This is a genomic window from Xanthomonas arboricola pv. populi (assembly GCF_002939945.1).
Classification (GTDB): Bacteria; Pseudomonadota; Gammaproteobacteria; order Xanthomonadales; family Xanthomonadaceae; genus Xanthomonas; species Xanthomonas arboricola_A.
In genome coordinates, this window is sequence record NZ_MDEB01000001.1 from 825210 (window position 1) to 838938 (window position 13729).

The window sequence follows — 13729 nt, forward strand, 5'->3', positions numbered from 1 at the left end:
GGGTCATCGCAAACGCATCCAGCGCAGAGGACACCCATGTCGGCCAAGGCCAAGAAGTTCCGTTCCAACTGGTTCCGCGTGGCCGTCGAAGGCGCCACCACCGATGGCCGCACGATCCAACGCAGCTGGATCGACGACATGGCGGCCACCTACAACCGCGAGACCTACAACGCCCGCATCTGGATCGAGCACATGCGCAGCCTGCTGCCGGACTCGCCGTTCCGTGCGTATGGCGATGTCACCGCCGTCAAGGCCGAAGAGGTGGAGATCGACGGCACCAAGCGTCTGGCGCTGTTTGCCCAGATCGAGCCGACCGCCGACCTGATCACCATCAACAAGTCCAAGCAAAAGCTCTACACCAGCATCGAGGTGCAGGAGAAGTTCGCCAATACCGGCAAGGCGTATCTGGTCGGTCTGGCCGTCACTGATTCGCCGGCCAGCCTGGGCACCTCCATGCTCAGCTTCGCCAGCCAGAACCCCGACGCCAATCCGCTGGCCGATCGTAAGCAGTCACCGGGCAACCTGTTCACCGTCGCCGAGGAAACCGCGCTGGAATTCAGCGAAGTCAGCGAAGGCCCGGTCGCCAATCTGCTCAGCCGGATCCGCACCGCGCTCAAGAGCGAGGACGCCACCAGCATCACCGCCGAGCAGTTCGCAGAGCTTGGCGAAGGCGTCGAAGAGATCGCCGAACACGTGCGCAATCAGGACGAACGCTTCAACCGCCTGCAGGCCGAACACGCCGAGCAGAAGACCAAGCACGAACAGCTGGCAAACGACCTGGCGCAGCTGCGCGAGTCGCTGTCGCAGCAGCCCGACCCCGCACAGCCCGCGCGCCCGGTGGTCAGCGGCGGCGGCGCCGCTGTGCTGACCGACTGCTGATCCCACACCACCACACGCACACGCCGCCAGCGCCACATCTTCGGAGCCACCATGCAAAACGCCACCCGCCTGCAGTTCAATCAGTTCGCCGATCAGATCGCCAAGCTCAACGGCATCACCTCCGCGTTCCATTCCTTCGCTGTCGATCCGACCGTGCAGCAGAAGCTGGAAACGCGCATGCAGGAATCCAGCGAGTTCCTGTCCAAGATCAACATCATCCCGGTGGACGAACTGTCCGGCCAAAAGGTGGGCATCGGTGTCACCGGCAGCATCGCCAGCCGCACCGACACCGGCGCCGGTAAGACCCGCACCCCGCGCAACGTGGCCGCGCTCGACAAGAACGAGTACGTCGCCAAGAAGACCGACTTCGACACCGCCATCCCGTATGCGCTGCTCGATGCCTGGGCCAAGTTCCCGGACTTCCAGGCGCGCCTGCGCGATGCCATCGTCAAGCGTCAGGCGCTGGACCGGCTGCAGATCGGCTTCAACGGCACGCATGCGGCTGCCGATACCGACCGCGCCGCGTTCCCGTTGCTGGAAGACGTCAACATTGGCTGGCTGCAGCAGTACCGCACCAACGCTGCCCAGCGCGTGCTGGCGAGCGGCAAGACGGCCGGCAAGATGGTCATCGGCGCCGGCGATGGCGCGGACTACCGCAACCTCGATGCGCTGGTGTTCGATGTGGTGAGCAACTTGCTGGATCCGTGGCACCGCAAGGATCCGAGCCTGGTGGTGGTGCTCGGCCGCGACCTGATGCACGACAAGTATTTCCCGATGGTCAACAAGGACCAGGCGGCCAGCGAGAAGATTGCCACCGACCTGATCTTGAGCCAGCGCCGCGTCGGCGGCCTGCAGGTGGCCGAGGTGCCGTACCTGCCGGACGGCGCGCTGATGGTCACCTCGCTGGCGAACCTGTCGATCTACTACCAAACCGGCGGCCGTCGCCGTTACATCCAGGAAGTGCCCGCCCGCGATCGCATCGAGAACTACGAGTCCTCCAACGATGCCTACGTGGTCGAAGACTACGGCCTGGGCTGCGTGGTCGAGCACATCGAGATCGAGGCCTAAGCCATGGCCGACAGTCCCGCCAAGCGTCACCACAGCCGCGTGCTCGCCGAGCTGGAAGCCGCCCAACGCGCACCGCACCAGCTGATGGCCGGTGCGACGGCCTACGAGCAGCACATGGCGCAGCTGCAGAGCGATCGCCTGCGGCTGAAACAGATCCAGTCCACCCAAGGCAAGGCGGCGCTCAAGGTGCAGCTGCTGCCGACCTACGTGCCGTATCTAGCCGGCGTGCTGGCCGGCGGCCAGGGCGCTCAGGACGAGATCGTCATGACGTGCATGGTGTGGCGCATTGATGCCGGCGACTATGCCGGCGCGCTGGAGCTGGGCGCCTATGTGCTCAAGCATGGCCTGCAGATGCCCGATCGCTTCTCCCGGACTGTGGGCTGCGTGCTGGCCGAGGAAGTTGCCGAGGCGGCGCTGTCGGCACAGAAGACCGGCCAGCCGTTCGATGCGGCCGTGCTGGCCGACACCGCCGCGCTGACCGCCGAGCAGGACATGCCCGATGAGGTGCGCGCCAAGCTGCACCTGGCACTGGCACGCGCATCGCTGGCGGGCATCACCGATGAGACGCCTGCCGACCAGGCGCAGCCCATCGCCGCCGTCGCTGTGGCCGACCTGCAGCGCGCCATCGCACTGCACGGCAGCTGCGGCGGCAAGAAGGATCTGGAGCGCGCCGAGCGCCTCTTGAAGAAGTTCAGCGTTGAGCCTGCGGGCACCAACGCATAACCGAGCGTCCCCGCAACCCTCGCCGGCTCGGGGCTGATCCACAGCACTCCATCGCTGCGGTGACGCCCCGACCACCGGCGATCTATTCCGAGCCATCCATGAGCGGATTCACTGCCACCGGCACCACCAGCGCCACGCCTGATGCGATCGCCAATGCGCCCTTCTGGCCGGCGATCGCACCGGGTGCCGTGCGCGCGAGCATGCGCCTGGATGGCACCGTCACCGATGCGCGCCTGCGCCACGCCATCGTCGCCGCAATGCTCGCGGTCAACGATGAGCTGCAGACCTGGGCGCAGACGCAGCAGGCGGCTGGCTACGCGGTGTTGGCTGATGTGCCGAGCACCACGGTCGATGGCGTCTCGCGCCGCGTGCAGCTTTACCTACGCGCCGTTGCATGTGCCACCGCTGTCGAGGTGGCAGAGCGTTACCGCAGCTTCGATGCCACCGACAGCGCCAACCAGCGCGCCGATGACCTGTCACCGAGCATCACCGAGCTACGCCGCGACCAGCGCTGGGCCGTGCGTGACCTGCAGAACCTGCCGCGCAGCACGGTGGAGCTCATCTGATGCGCGTGCATGCCATGCAAGGCGACACCGTCGACCTGCTGTGCTGGCGCCACCTGGGCAGCACGGCCGGCCTGGTCGAGCGCACCTATCTCCTCAATCCCGGCCTGGCCGAACTGGGCGCCGTGCTCCCGCACGGCACGCCGGTGGAGTTGCCCGAGGTAACCACCACCACAGCGGCGATGACGCCGCTAGTGCAGCTATGGGACTGATCTGATGACCGAACCCACCTCCGTATCGAGCGGCTTTTTGATCGCCACCGGTGTGGGCCTTGCCTCCGTGCTGCCTGGCATCGACGGCGATGCGCTGATCGGTGCCTTCGCCGGCGGCGCGCTGTTCGTGGTATCGGCCGCCAAGCAACCGCTGCTGGCGCGGCTGATCTATTTCCCGGTGAGCGTGATCGCCGGCTACCAGCTGGCGCCGGAAATCCTGCGTTGGTTGCCGATCAAGTCCAGTGGCGTGGCTGCCTTCGCCAGTGCCGCGTGCGCCATCACCGTCACGCTGGGGTTGATCGAAAAGAGCAAGTCCTTCGACTTTTCCTTCCTACGTCGTGGAGGTCCGCCCAGTGCATAGCCTGGTCACCGTCCTGACGTTGATGGCCTCGCTCGCCATCTGCGTCCGCCTGCTTACCTACCACCGCCGCGTCGATGCGCGCCATCGACGCGGCGCGGGCTGGTGCGCGTGGTTGCTGATCGCCAGCACCGGCGGCCAGGCGCTGCACATCCTGCTGGCCGGCGCCGGCTCGCAAGTCAGTCTCTGGCACCTGGGCACGTTGATCGTGCTGGCGGTGCTCACCTACCGCGCCCAGGGCAATGTGGCGCGCATCCTTAAGGTTGATTGATGTTCACCGATACCCAGCTCGCCTCGATCATGCAGTGCTCGCCCCAACGCGCACAGCTCTGGCACGGCCCACTGCTTGCCGCCGCCAACCGCTTTGGCATCACCACCAAGCGCCGTGCCGCGCACTGGCTCGGCCAGGTCGGCCACGAAAGCCTGAGCCTGTCGCGCATGGAAGAAGGGCTGACCTACACCACCAGCGCTCGGCTGTTGGAAGTGTTCGGCACGCGCATCACACCGGCCCAGGCGCCCAAGTTCCTGCGCAATCCGGTCGGCCTGGCCAACTTCGTCTACGCCGACCGCCTGGGCAACGGCAACACCGCCAGCGGCGACGGTCACCGCTACCGGGGCCGTGGCCCGATGCAGCACACGTTCCGTGGCAACTACCGCCGCATCGGTGAGCTGATTGGCCTGCCGGTGGAAGAACAGCCGGATCTGCTGCTGCAGGTTGAGCCAAGCGCACTGGGAGCGGCGGCGTACTGGCACGACAACGGCCTCAACGTGCTGGCCGATACGGGCGACGTGCTTGGCCTGGGCCGCAAGATCAACTTGGGCAACGTGCGTGCCAAGCGCTTGCCCGAAGGCCACAGCGATCGCGTCACGCGCACGCAGCGCGCCCTGCAGATCCTGGGCGTGAGCTGATGGTCACGCGCCTGATCATCCTGCTGGCGCTGATTGCAGTGCTCGTTGGTGGCTGCGTGTGGCAAGAGCAGCGCGTCAACACCGCGCAACGCGAACGCAAGCAAGCTCTAGACGCAAAAGCTGCCGCTATCGCCGAGCGCGACAGCGCAAAGAGTTCCATAAAGGTCGTTGTCGAGTACGTCGACCGCGTGCACATCGTGCGCGAGGCCGGCGCCACCATCACCCGCGAGATCCCGATCTATGTCACCCAGAAAGCCGACGCTGCTTGCGCTATCCCTGCTGGCTTTGTGCGGCTGCACGACGCCGCCGCCTCGGGCCAGCCTGCCGGGCCGCCCACCGCAGATCCTGATGCGCCGGCCGCCGGCATTACGCTCTCTGCCATCGCCGGCACCGTCGCCGACAACTACACCAGCTGCCACGCCACCGCCACGCAACTGAGCGCGCTGCAGGACTGGATCGATCAGCACGTGCCGGAGCCGGCGCCGTGATTAAGCCCGCCAGCCTGCGCGCGCATCTGGTCGCGGCATTGCCGGACCTGGCACGCGATGCCGACCGGCTGCTGGTGTTCATCGACGCCGGCAGCCTGGTCAGCACGTTCCAGCCGGGGCTGTCGTTCGAGTACCAATACACGCTCAACCTGATCGTGACCGACTACGCCGGCCACCCGGACAGCGTGATGCTGCCGCTGTTGGAGTGGGTGCAGGCCAATCAGTCCGAGCTGCTCTCCAACCCGGCGCGCCGTGGCGAGATCGCCTTCGAGGCAGACATCCTCGCCAACGATGCGGTGGATCTGTCGATCAAGTTGCCGCTGACCGAGCGCGTGGTCGTGACGGCGAAAGACGGCGGAGGGTATGACATGACGCATGCGCCCGAGCCGTTGATCGATACGACATGGATGAGCTGAGCGCGCTGGAGACCTGGGCCGCGCCGTTGCTGGCGCGCCTGCAGCCCGGCGAACGCCGCACGCTGGCGCGCAAGATCGGAACGGAACTGAGGCGCTCACAGAGCCAGCGCATCGGCAAACAGCAGGCGCCGGATGGCTCGCCCTACGCACCGCGCAAGCAGCAGCTGCGGCAGAAGTCCGGGCGCGTCAAACGCGCCAAGATGTTTGCCAAGCTACGGCAGGCCAAGTACTTCAAGGTCAGCGCCAGCTTTGACCAGGTGAGCGTGGGATTTGTGGGAAGCGTCTCGCGCATTGCCCGCGTGCACCAGGACGGGCTGACCGAACGGGTGCGGCCGGGTGGTCCGATGGCACGTTACGAGAGGCGCGTGCTCTTGGGCCTCTCAGCTGAAGACCGGCAGATCGTACGCGACCAACTACTTGATCACTTAGCATAAGAGTTGCACATGGAAGCCACGCGAGAGCAGACCCGACCATGCAATCGTTGAAGGCATTAGATCAAAATGATAGCGTCGAATTTTATTCGACTCGCAATGTGGAAGGCTGCATGTTGACGCATGTGAATCATGAGACGTTAGCCCTGAAATAGTAATAGACATGAAAAATTTCAAAGACGCATATTGGACCATGTGATTCAGCTATGGGCCGCCTTCAACTTTCATTTAAGATGGTTACTAGCCGCCCATGACAGTAATTCGAGAGGCCAACATCATTCGGTTTCAAGGTCAATATCGAGACTCCGACATTCATGCGCCGTTAGCTTGCTTTCACCATGCCGTGAACGACCTTGGCTATCGAGACATTATTTTAGATTTTTCTTTATGCACCGAGACTTATCCGGGGCCAATGCTAAGCCTTTGCGTTGAAGTGCTACGTCTGCGAACAGAAATGATCGATACGCAATTGATTCTTCCAACTAAGCCAGATCTAGCGCGCCTCTTCATTAATGCTAACTGGGCTCATATTCTTGAGCCAAGAGCTCATAACGCCTCGCGCTTCCGTGGGCACACCCAAATCCCGGCAACTCAATTCACAAATCCTGTAGAGCAGTACGAAGCAGTAAACCGCATCGTCAACGCAATTCTAGGCGGAATTCCAGACATTAGGCGAGAGCATTTCGCTGCATTAGAGTGGGCTGTAAACGAACTTACTGACAACGTAATTGTTCACTCCCAATCCGCTATCGGCGGACTAGTCCAGGTATCAAGCTTCAAACGCAATTCTAAGATTGTTGAATTTACTATTGCTGATTCTGGCCTTGGAATTCCCGCGACCCTTAGATCAGGAAAAGAGTTCTCTGGCTCTGACACAGACGCCCTAGATCGCGCGATCCGCGAAGGCGTGACAAGAGACAAATCGATAGGACAAGGTAACGGCTTATTTGGTAGCTATCAGATCTGCTGTCATAGTGGTGGCGCGTTTCAAATCGAGTCAGGGCATGCCCGACTTCTTTCTAGGCCAAGCCCGTATGGCCTGGAAATCCGCGACCAAAAGATTCCTGTAAAAGGAACCCTCGTCATAGCTAAGATAAATTTTAGCGACCCTGACCTTTTAAAGGATGCGCTTAATTTTTCTGGAAAGTCCCACAAGCCTGTTGACTATATTGAAACAAAGTATGAGGGTGACTCAGACAACATAATCCATGTTGTTCTGTTAGAAGAAACTCAGTCCTTCGGGAGCAGAGTTGCTGGCACACCAATACACATCAAACTTTATAACTTAGTTCAAATATGCTCGGGACAACCTATCGAGATTGACTTCTTGGGCGTTCCTTTAGTCTCTAGCAGCTTTGCCGACGAAGTATTTGGAAAATTATTTGTTAAGTTAGGCCCACTGGAGTTCATGCAAAGAATCAGATTCAAAAACGTCGAAAACACTGTTCGCATGCTTATAGATAAAGCCATATCACAACGCGTCAGCACCGGACTGGGCAGCTAACAAAAATTCACGAAAGCGCATCCCTGTAGACAGTGACTTTACATAGAGAAACACTTTACGCCTAAGGTCCACAGACGAAGAATGCAGCTTCGCACGTGGACCCAATATGGCCTCCTTTACCGCTGTCGATCTATCAAGGCTGCAGGCGCCTGACCTGATCGAGGCTTTGGATTTTGAGACGATCTTCGCTGAGTCCTTTGCCCAGTTCCGCCGGCTCATGCCTGAGTTCTCGGCACTCACGGAAGCCGACCCGGTCTACAAGCTGCTGCAGCTATTTGCAGCCCGCGAACTCCTGATCCGCCAGCGCGCCAACGACAAGGCGCAGCAGACCATGCTGGCCTTCGCTACCGGCACCAACCTCGATCACCTGGGCGCCCTGTTTGGCGTCGCTCGCCTGGTGCTTGATCCGGGCCAACCCGATGCCGGCGTCGCGCCGAGCTTTGAGTCGGACGTGGACTTTCGCCGCCGCATCCAGCTGGCGCCCGAAGGCTTCAGCGTGGCCGGCCCCGAAGGCGCTTACATCTACCACGCGCTCAGTGCGGCGGCCGATGTCATGGACGCCAGCGCCACCAGCCCCGCGCCTGGCCAGGTCCTGGTCACCGTGCAATCGCGCACGGGCGACGGCACGGCTCCGCAAGCGTTGCTAGACGAAGTCGCTGCCATCCTCACCAACGACGACGTGCGCCCGCTGACCGACAATGTCACGGTCCAGAGCGCCCAGATCGTCCCGTATGCCATTCGTGGGCGCGTCTACACCTACGCCGGCCCCGACTCGGCGGTGGTCATGCGCGAGGCGCTGCGCAGCCTCCAGGCGTATCTGGACGAGGCACACCGCATCGGTCGCGACGTGCCCGAGTCAGCGATCAAGGCCAAGTTGTTCGCCGATGGTGTGCAGCGCGTGGAATTGGATTCGCCGGCAGCCGACATTCGGATCAGCCGCACGCAGGCTGCGTACTGCACCGCGATCGACATCGTGCACGCCGGCATCGATGAGTAACTCCCCGCTGCCGCCGAATGCCACGCCGATGGAGCGCGCCCTGGCCTCTGTCACCGAGCGCCTGGAAGCGATTCCGTTGCCGTATCCAGACCTGTGGAATCCGGACACATGCCCGGCCGGCCAGCTGCCGTGGCTGGCGTGGACGCTCTCGGTCGATGACTGGAAAGCCGACTGGAGCGATGCGGTCAAGCGCTCGCGCCTGCGTAGCGCCATGGCGATCCAACGCCGCAAGGGCACCGCCAACAGCGTCCGCATGGTGGTGGCCTCGTTCGGGGGTGCCGTGACCATCCGCGAGTGGTGGCAGCAGCAGCCGCGCGGCCAGCCGCACACCTTCGAGCTGACGCTCACGCTCAATGGATCCGATGGCAGGGCTGCAAGCGCTCGGTTTGTCGATGAAGTCATCGCCGAGGTTGAGCGCACCAAGCCGGTTCGCTCGCACTTCGGCTTCGTGCAGGGGCTGCAAACCACCGGCAACGTCTCGCTGGTGACTGGTATTCGCATCATCAACTACCGCCGTCTGTCGATGACGGCGCAGGGATAAGCCATGGCATTACAACTGGTTCTCACCACCGCTGGTCGTGCAGCGCTGATCAACGCCGAGAAGAACGGCACCAACGCCGTCAAATTGACCAGCATCGGTTTCACTGCGGCCGCATTCGCTGCAACGGATGACCTGAAGACAGTCCCAGGCCAGCACCTGACGCTCTCCAGCATCTCAGGCGGCACCACGTCGTCCACCACCATCCACGTCACTGTCAGCGACACGAGCCGGGCAACCTATGAGGTTCGCGGCTTTGGGCTGTACTTGGAAAACGGCACGCTGCTGGGCAGCTATTCCCAGCCCGAGCTGATCATGGAGAAGGCCGCCGCCTCGGACCTGCTGATGTCCGCCGACATCCTGTTTTCTGGGGTCACGGTGTCTTCGGTGACGTTTGGCAATGCCAACTTCACCAACCCGGCCGCGACCACCGAGAAGGAAGGCATCGTCGAACTTGCCACGCGCGCAGAGACCATTGCAGGCACAGATGCGCAACGTGCCGTCACACCCGACTCTTTGAAAGCAGCGATCGACAGCCGCAGTGGCCGTGCGCGCTTTGAGGCATCCGGAACCTTCGTTGTTCCGGCAGGGGTAACTGCGATCTACGTCAGCGCCTGTGCAGGCGGCGGCGGTGGAGGCGGTGGTGCAACGCGGGCCGAGAAAGTCCTTGGGTCAGCGAGTTACACCGCGACCGGTGGTGGCGGTGGCGGCGCTGGGCAATCGATTCAGCGCCTGCGCTTCGCGGTTGTGCCTGGCGCCAGTGTCCCGATCGTCATTGGTGCCGGTGGATCCGCTGGTGCAGGCTCAAGGACGGACGGGACAAACGGCGTAGCCGGCAGTGCAGGCGGAGCAACCGTCATCGGCAATCTCATCACCCTGGCTGCAGGTCAGGGTGGCGGCGGCGGTCTCGTTGGTGCAACGCAGGTCGGCGGTGCAACCGGTGGAGACGGCTACCCAGCCGGCGGCGATTCGGCATCGATCTCAGTCAACGCACCCTATGGCCCGGCAGGTACCGGTGGCTCCTGTGCATTCGGCGGCGGCGGGCCGGGCGGGCGTAGTGCAGGCGAAACGACATCGGCCAGTCGTAAAGGCTATGGCTTTGGCGCTGGCGGTGGCGGTGGGGGCGGCGTGTCCAATGGCTCCACGGCAAGCACGTTTGGCAAGGATGGTTCCACCGGGTGCCCCGGTTTCGTTTTCATTGAGTGGTGCTGAAATGACGATTGGACGTTACGCGATGATCCAAACCGGGACCGACGTGGTGGTCAACATCATCGTTTCCGATAGCGGCTTCACCATTGACGGTTTCGAGTTCCGCGCACTCCAAGACAAGTCCGTGTGCGAGCCTGGAATGTACTTCAATCGCGGCGACGGGCTTTACTACTTCGACGCAACGTTCACCCAGCGCGAAGTCATCGCACCGGAATCGCCTGCGAATTTGTAGCACCGCTGCGCTGCGTAGATCACGCAGCTACAGCACAACTGCAGTGTCATCCTGCACGCGCGCGACGACCATGACTGCATGGGCAACGCATCCTCCGCACTGAGTAACGCCATTCGCCTCGGCACCGTCGCCGAGGTGAATCTCGCCACCGCGCGATGCCGCGTACAGGTCGGCGAGATGCTGACCGACTACCTGCCTTGGGTGGTCACCCTGGCCGGCACCACCATCATCTGGTCGGCGCCAGCGATCGGCGAGCAAGTCGTAGTGCTCTCGCCGGCTGGCGACCTGGCCGATGGCGTGGTGCTACGGGGCCTGTACTCCGACCAATTCGCAGCGCCTGCCGCGTCCGACACGCTCCACGTGCTGCGCTTCCCCGATGGCGCGCAGATCCATTACGACACCGAGGCGCATGCGCTGCAGGCCACGCTACCCAGCGGCGGCACCGCATCCATTACTGCCGATGGCGGCATCACGCTCAATGGCCCGCTCACCGTCAACGGCAAGACGATGCTCAATGGTGATGCGACCATCAACGGTACCGCGAAGGCGACCACTGATGTCATCGGCGGCGGGATCAGCCTCAAGAACCACAAGACCACCGGCGTGACGGCAGGCAGCGCACTCAGCGGTGGCCCGCAGTGATCGGCGTTGATGCCACCACCGGCCGTGTGATCGAGGGCGAGCAGCACCTGGCCCAATCGATCGCCTGCATCCTCACCACGCCCATCGGCACGCGCGAGCAGCGCCGCGATTTTGGCTCGCTGCTGCCCGAACTGATCGACCAACCATTCAACGGCGCCACCCGCACGTTGCTCTACGGGGCCACGGCCACCGCATTGATGCGCTGGGAGCCGCGATTGCGCCTGACCCGCGTCGACCTGGTCATCGGCGATGTGCCTGGCAGCTTCGTGCTGACAGTCGATGGCGAACGCACCGACGTCGCTCCCGCCAATGCGCGCTCGCGCATGACCATCCCGCTCCGCTTCCGCTCGTCCTGATTGAGGAACCTATGTCTACTGCCTACCACCACGGCGTTCGCGTCATCGAAGTCAGCGCAGGTGCGCGCGTCATCCGCACCGTCTCCACCGCCATTGTCGGCCTGGTCGCCACGGCCTCCGATGCGGATGAGAAAATCTTTCCGCTCAACAAGGCCGTGCTGGTCACTAATGTGCTCGGTGCCATCGCCAGTGCCGGCACCAAAGGCACCTTGCGTGACACCCTGCAGGGCATCGCCGACCAGACCAACCCGGTGACCGTCGTGGTGCGTGTGGCCGATGGCGAAGACGCGGACAAGACCTCGTCCAACGTCATTGGCGAGGCCAAGTCCAGCGGGTACACCGGCCTGTATGCGCTGCTCGCGGCGCAAGCACAGCTGGGCGTGCGCCCGCGCATCCTGGGCGCGCCGGGTCTGGACACACTGCCGGTGGCCAAGGCACTGGCGACCATCGCCAAGAAGCTGCGCGCCATGGCCTATGTGCGGCCGGTCGCCGATACCGTGGCCGAGGCGATCACCTACCGTGGGCAGTTCGGCGATCGCGAGTTGATGCTGATCTGGCCGGACTTCCTGGCTTTCGACACCGCCACCAGCACCACGACAGCGGCGTATGCCACTGCACGTGCGCTCGGCCTGCGCGCCAAGATTGACACCGAGCAGGGCTGGCACAAGAGCCTGTCCAATGTGCCTGTGGCGGGCGTCACCGGCATTTCCAAGGACGTGCACTGGGATCTGCAGGATCCGGCTACCGATGCGGGTGTGCTCAACGAGGGCGACATCACCACGTTGGTCAACTTCAACGGGCAACGCTTCTGGGGATCGCGCACGTGCGCCGAGGACAACATGTTCGCCTTCGAGACAGCCACGCGCACCGCACAGGTCCTGGCCGACACCATCGCCGAGGGCGTGGCGTTCTACGTCGACAAGCCGATGCATCCCTCGCTGGTCAAAGACATCGTCGAAGACATCAACGCCAAGTTCCGCGACCTGAAAGCGTCCGGCTACCTGATCGATGCCACCGCCTGGTTCGACAGCACCGTCAACAGCGCCACCACGCTCGCCGATGGCGCGCTGCGCATCGACTACGACTACACGCCAGTACCGCCGCTGGAGAACCTGCAGCTGTACCAGAAGATCACCACCAGCTACCTGGCCGACTTCGCCGAACGCGTCAACGCGTAACGCACCCGCCTTAGATTCCCGGAGAAACGCATGGCTTTGCCCAAGAAACTCAAAGCGCTCAACCTGTTCAACAACGGTGAGAGCTATCTCGGCCAGGTGGTCGAGGTGAAGCTGCCCACGCTGTCCCGCAAGATGGAGGAGTATCGCGGCGGCGGTATGAATGGCCCGGTCGACATCGACTTCGGCCAGGAGAAGATCGAGCTCGAATGGAAGTGCGGCGGCATGATGCGCAGCGTGCTGAATCAGTACGGCGCCACCACGCACAACGCCGTGCAGCTGCGCTTTGCCGGCGCCTACCAGCGCGACGACAGCGGCGCGGTGGATGCCGTCGAATTTGTGGTGCGCGGCCGTCACAAAGAGATTGATCCCGGTACCGGTAAGTCCGGCGACGACACCGAGTTCTCCGTCAAGACCTCCGCCAGCTATTACAAGCTGATGATCAACGGCTCCACCGTGATCGAGATCGATCTGATGAACATGATCGAGATCGTCAACGGCGTGGATCTGCTCGCCCCGCATCGCCGCGCCATCGGCGCCTGACCCTTCCGGCCTGGCGCCGCCAGGCCTCAGCCCTGAGACCTTCCGATGACCCCGACCTTTTCCCCAGCCATTCCCCTCGACCAGCCCATCACGCGCGGCGAGCAGACCATCACCGACCTCAAGGTGCGCAAGCCCGGCGCCGGCGAACTGCGCGGCCTCAAGCTGACCGACGTGCTGCAGCTGGATGTCACCGCCCTGGCAACACTGCTGCCGCGCATTTCCTCGCCCACGCTAACCACCGCCGACGTCAATGCGATGGATCCTGCCGACCTGCTGGCGGTCGGCCAGGAGGTGCAGGTTTTTTTCTTGCCGAAGGCGCAGAGGGAAGCGGATTTCCCGACTGCGTAGAGGATGCGATGGCCGACATCGCGGCCATCTTCCACTGGCCACCGTCTGAAATGGACGGCTGGTCGCTGCACGAACTCACGGCGTGGCGCGAGCGTGCCCGCCTACGAAGCGGAGCCGAATGATGCCCCACCCAACGAA

General features: G+C 63.1%; 22 protein-coding genes. All 22 read left to right on the plus strand.

Annotated elements, in window-relative coordinates; translation table 11 throughout:
- The first annotated feature begins 36 nt into the window (after window positions 1–36).
- The 22 genes from XaplCFBP3123_RS03875 (at window position 37) to XaplCFBP3123_RS03980 (ending at window position 13713) form a co-directional block, all read left to right on the plus strand.
- A complete protein-coding gene (locus XaplCFBP3123_RS03875; RefSeq protein WP_104532850.1) occupies window positions 37–879 on the plus strand; it encodes a GPO family capsid scaffolding protein in 843 nt (280 codons plus the stop codon).
- Between the two features lie 51 nt (window positions 880–930).
- Complete coding sequence (locus XaplCFBP3123_RS03880) at window positions 931–1947, plus strand: phage major capsid protein, P2 family (protein ID WP_104532851.1); 1017 nt, start codon at window positions 931–933, stop codon at window positions 1945–1947.
- A gap of 3 nt (window positions 1948–1950) precedes the next feature.
- Window positions 1951–2670 carry a terminase endonuclease subunit gene (locus XaplCFBP3123_RS03885; protein ID WP_104532852.1) on the plus strand — a complete coding sequence of 240 codons (720 nt, stop codon included), beginning with the start codon at window positions 1951–1953 and terminating at the stop codon, window positions 2668–2670.
- 98 nt (window positions 2671–2768) lie between these two features.
- Window positions 2769–3236: a head completion/stabilization protein gene (locus XaplCFBP3123_RS03890; protein WP_104532853.1), complete on the plus strand. Its 468-nt coding sequence runs from the start codon at window positions 2769–2771 to the stop codon at window positions 3234–3236.
- A complete protein-coding gene (locus XaplCFBP3123_RS03895; RefSeq protein ID WP_005917735.1) occupies window positions 3236–3445 on the plus strand; it encodes a tail protein X in 210 nt (69 codons plus the stop codon). The genes XaplCFBP3123_RS03890 and XaplCFBP3123_RS03895 overlap by 1 nt, the downstream gene beginning before the upstream one ends.
- Before the next feature lie 4 nt (window positions 3446–3449).
- Entirely contained in the window at window positions 3450–3806 is a 357-nt protein-coding gene (locus XaplCFBP3123_RS03900; RefSeq protein WP_005929454.1) for a phage holin family protein, read from the plus strand.
- Window positions 3799–4074 (plus strand): phage holin family protein, encoded by a 276-nt coding sequence (locus XaplCFBP3123_RS03905; RefSeq protein WP_104532854.1) that lies wholly within the window; start codon window positions 3799–3801, stop codon window positions 4072–4074. Before XaplCFBP3123_RS03900 ends, XaplCFBP3123_RS03905 begins: the two co-directional genes overlap by 8 nt.
- Window positions 4074–4712, plus strand: coding sequence for a glycoside hydrolase family 19 protein (locus XaplCFBP3123_RS03910; protein WP_172453070.1), 639 nt, complete (start codon window positions 4074–4076; stop codon window positions 4710–4712). Before XaplCFBP3123_RS03905 ends, XaplCFBP3123_RS03910 begins: the two co-directional genes overlap by 1 nt.
- Window positions 4712–5200: a hypothetical protein gene (locus XaplCFBP3123_RS03915; RefSeq protein ID WP_104532856.1), complete on the plus strand. Its 489-nt coding sequence runs from the start codon at window positions 4712–4714 to the stop codon at window positions 5198–5200. The genes XaplCFBP3123_RS03910 and XaplCFBP3123_RS03915 overlap by 1 nt, the downstream gene beginning before the upstream one ends.
- Window positions 5197–5616 (plus strand): phage tail protein, encoded by a 420-nt coding sequence (locus XaplCFBP3123_RS03920; RefSeq protein ID WP_104532857.1) that lies wholly within the window; start codon window positions 5197–5199, stop codon window positions 5614–5616. Before XaplCFBP3123_RS03915 ends, XaplCFBP3123_RS03920 begins: the two co-directional genes overlap by 4 nt.
- The gene (locus XaplCFBP3123_RS03925) at window positions 5604–6050 is read left to right on the plus strand and encodes a phage virion morphogenesis protein (protein ID WP_104532858.1); all 447 of its coding nucleotides are present in this window, start codon (window positions 5604–5606) and stop codon (window positions 6048–6050) included. The genes XaplCFBP3123_RS03920 and XaplCFBP3123_RS03925 overlap by 13 nt, the downstream gene beginning before the upstream one ends.
- A gap of 247 nt (window positions 6051–6297) precedes the next feature.
- Window positions 6298–7551 (plus strand): STAS-like domain-containing protein, encoded by a 1254-nt coding sequence (locus tag XaplCFBP3123_RS03930; protein WP_104532859.1) that lies wholly within the window; start codon window positions 6298–6300, stop codon window positions 7549–7551.
- 106 nt (window positions 7552–7657) lie between these two features.
- The gene (locus XaplCFBP3123_RS03935; RefSeq protein ID WP_104532860.1) at window positions 7658–8548 is read left to right on the plus strand and encodes a baseplate assembly protein; all 891 of its coding nucleotides are present in this window, start codon (window positions 7658–7660) and stop codon (window positions 8546–8548) included.
- Window positions 8541–9089, plus strand: coding sequence for a phage tail protein I (locus tag XaplCFBP3123_RS03940; protein WP_104532861.1), 549 nt, complete (start codon window positions 8541–8543; stop codon window positions 9087–9089). Before XaplCFBP3123_RS03935 ends, XaplCFBP3123_RS03940 begins: the two co-directional genes overlap by 8 nt.
- 3 nt (window positions 9090–9092) lie before the next feature.
- Window positions 9093–10298 carry a phage tail protein gene (locus XaplCFBP3123_RS03945; RefSeq protein WP_104532862.1) on the plus strand — a complete coding sequence of 402 codons (1206 nt, stop codon included), beginning with the start codon at window positions 9093–9095 and terminating at the stop codon, window positions 10296–10298.
- A gap of 1 nt (window position 10299) precedes the next feature.
- Window positions 10300–10527: a hypothetical protein gene (locus XaplCFBP3123_RS03950; protein WP_039816908.1), complete on the plus strand. Its 228-nt coding sequence runs from the start codon at window positions 10300–10302 to the stop codon at window positions 10525–10527.
- Window positions 10528–10605: 78 nt separating this feature from the next.
- Window positions 10606–11169 carry a phage baseplate assembly protein V gene (locus XaplCFBP3123_RS03955; protein ID WP_039816910.1) on the plus strand — a complete coding sequence of 188 codons (564 nt, stop codon included), beginning with the start codon at window positions 10606–10608 and terminating at the stop codon, window positions 11167–11169.
- On the plus strand, window positions 11166–11525 hold the full coding sequence (locus tag XaplCFBP3123_RS03960; RefSeq protein ID WP_039816912.1) for a GPW/gp25 family protein: 360 nt from the start codon (window positions 11166–11168) through the stop codon (window positions 11523–11525). Before XaplCFBP3123_RS03955 ends, XaplCFBP3123_RS03960 begins: the two co-directional genes overlap by 4 nt.
- Before the next feature lie 11 nt (window positions 11526–11536).
- On the plus strand, window positions 11537–12703 hold the full coding sequence (locus tag XaplCFBP3123_RS03965) for a phage tail sheath protein (protein WP_104532864.1): 1167 nt from the start codon (window positions 11537–11539) through the stop codon (window positions 12701–12703).
- 30 nt (window positions 12704–12733) lie between these two features.
- Window positions 12734–13243: a phage major tail tube protein gene (locus XaplCFBP3123_RS03970; protein WP_006450505.1), complete on the plus strand. Its 510-nt coding sequence runs from the start codon at window positions 12734–12736 to the stop codon at window positions 13241–13243.
- Between the two features lie 45 nt (window positions 13244–13288).
- Entirely contained in the window at window positions 13289–13591 is a 303-nt protein-coding gene (locus tag XaplCFBP3123_RS03975) for a phage tail assembly protein (protein ID WP_011038109.1), read from the plus strand.
- A gap of 8 nt (window positions 13592–13599) precedes the next feature.
- A complete protein-coding gene (locus tag XaplCFBP3123_RS03980; protein ID WP_005922203.1) occupies window positions 13600–13713 on the plus strand; it encodes a GpE family phage tail protein in 114 nt (37 codons plus the stop codon).
- The last annotated feature ends 16 nt before the right edge of the window (window positions 13714–13729 follow it).

Bases quoted from the DNA above. Each gene is read 5' to 3' on its own strand.
- XaplCFBP3123_RS03875 (WP_104532850.1), top strand. From the start codon at position 37: ATGTCGGCCAAGGCCAAGAAGTTCCGTTCCAACTGGTTCCGCGTGGCC.
- XaplCFBP3123_RS03880 (WP_104532851.1), top strand. From the start codon at position 931: ATGCAAAACGCCACCCGCCTGCAGTTCAATCAGTTCGCCGATCAGATC.
- XaplCFBP3123_RS03885 (WP_104532852.1), top strand. From the start codon at position 1,951: ATGGCCGACAGTCCCGCCAAGCGTCACCACAGCCGCGTGCTCGCCGAG.
- XaplCFBP3123_RS03890 (WP_104532853.1), top strand. From the start codon at position 2,769: ATGAGCGGATTCACTGCCACCGGCACCACCAGCGCCACGCCTGATGCG.
- XaplCFBP3123_RS03895 (WP_005917735.1), top strand. From the start codon at position 3,236: ATGCGCGTGCATGCCATGCAAGGCGACACCGTCGACCTGCTGTGCTGG.
- XaplCFBP3123_RS03900 (WP_005929454.1), top strand. From the start codon at position 3,450: ATGACCGAACCCACCTCCGTATCGAGCGGCTTTTTGATCGCCACCGGT.
- XaplCFBP3123_RS03910 (WP_172453070.1), top strand. From the start codon at position 4,074: ATGTTCACCGATACCCAGCTCGCCTCGATCATGCAGTGCTCGCCCCAA.
- XaplCFBP3123_RS03915 (WP_104532856.1), top strand. From the start codon at position 4,712: ATGGTCACGCGCCTGATCATCCTGCTGGCGCTGATTGCAGTGCTCGTT.
- XaplCFBP3123_RS03925 (WP_104532858.1), top strand. From the start codon at position 5,604: ATGGATGAGCTGAGCGCGCTGGAGACCTGGGCCGCGCCGTTGCTGGCG.
- XaplCFBP3123_RS03930 (WP_104532859.1), top strand. From the start codon at position 6,298: ATGACAGTAATTCGAGAGGCCAACATCATTCGGTTTCAAGGTCAATAT.
- XaplCFBP3123_RS03935 (WP_104532860.1), top strand. From the start codon at position 7,658: ATGGCCTCCTTTACCGCTGTCGATCTATCAAGGCTGCAGGCGCCTGAC.
- XaplCFBP3123_RS03940 (WP_104532861.1), top strand. From the start codon at position 8,541: ATGAGTAACTCCCCGCTGCCGCCGAATGCCACGCCGATGGAGCGCGCC.
- XaplCFBP3123_RS03945 (WP_104532862.1), top strand. From the start codon at position 9,093: ATGGCATTACAACTGGTTCTCACCACCGCTGGTCGTGCAGCGCTGATC.
- XaplCFBP3123_RS03950 (WP_039816908.1), top strand. From the start codon at position 10,300: ATGACGATTGGACGTTACGCGATGATCCAAACCGGGACCGACGTGGTG.
- XaplCFBP3123_RS03955 (WP_039816910.1), top strand. From the start codon at position 10,606: ATGGGCAACGCATCCTCCGCACTGAGTAACGCCATTCGCCTCGGCACC.
- XaplCFBP3123_RS03965 (WP_104532864.1), top strand. From the start codon at position 11,537: ATGTCTACTGCCTACCACCACGGCGTTCGCGTCATCGAAGTCAGCGCA.
- XaplCFBP3123_RS03970 (WP_006450505.1), top strand. From the start codon at position 12,734: ATGGCTTTGCCCAAGAAACTCAAAGCGCTCAACCTGTTCAACAACGGT.
- XaplCFBP3123_RS03975 (WP_011038109.1), top strand. From the start codon at position 13,289: ATGACCCCGACCTTTTCCCCAGCCATTCCCCTCGACCAGCCCATCACG.
- XaplCFBP3123_RS03980 (WP_005922203.1), top strand. From the start codon at position 13,600: ATGGCCGACATCGCGGCCATCTTCCACTGGCCACCGTCTGAAATGGAC.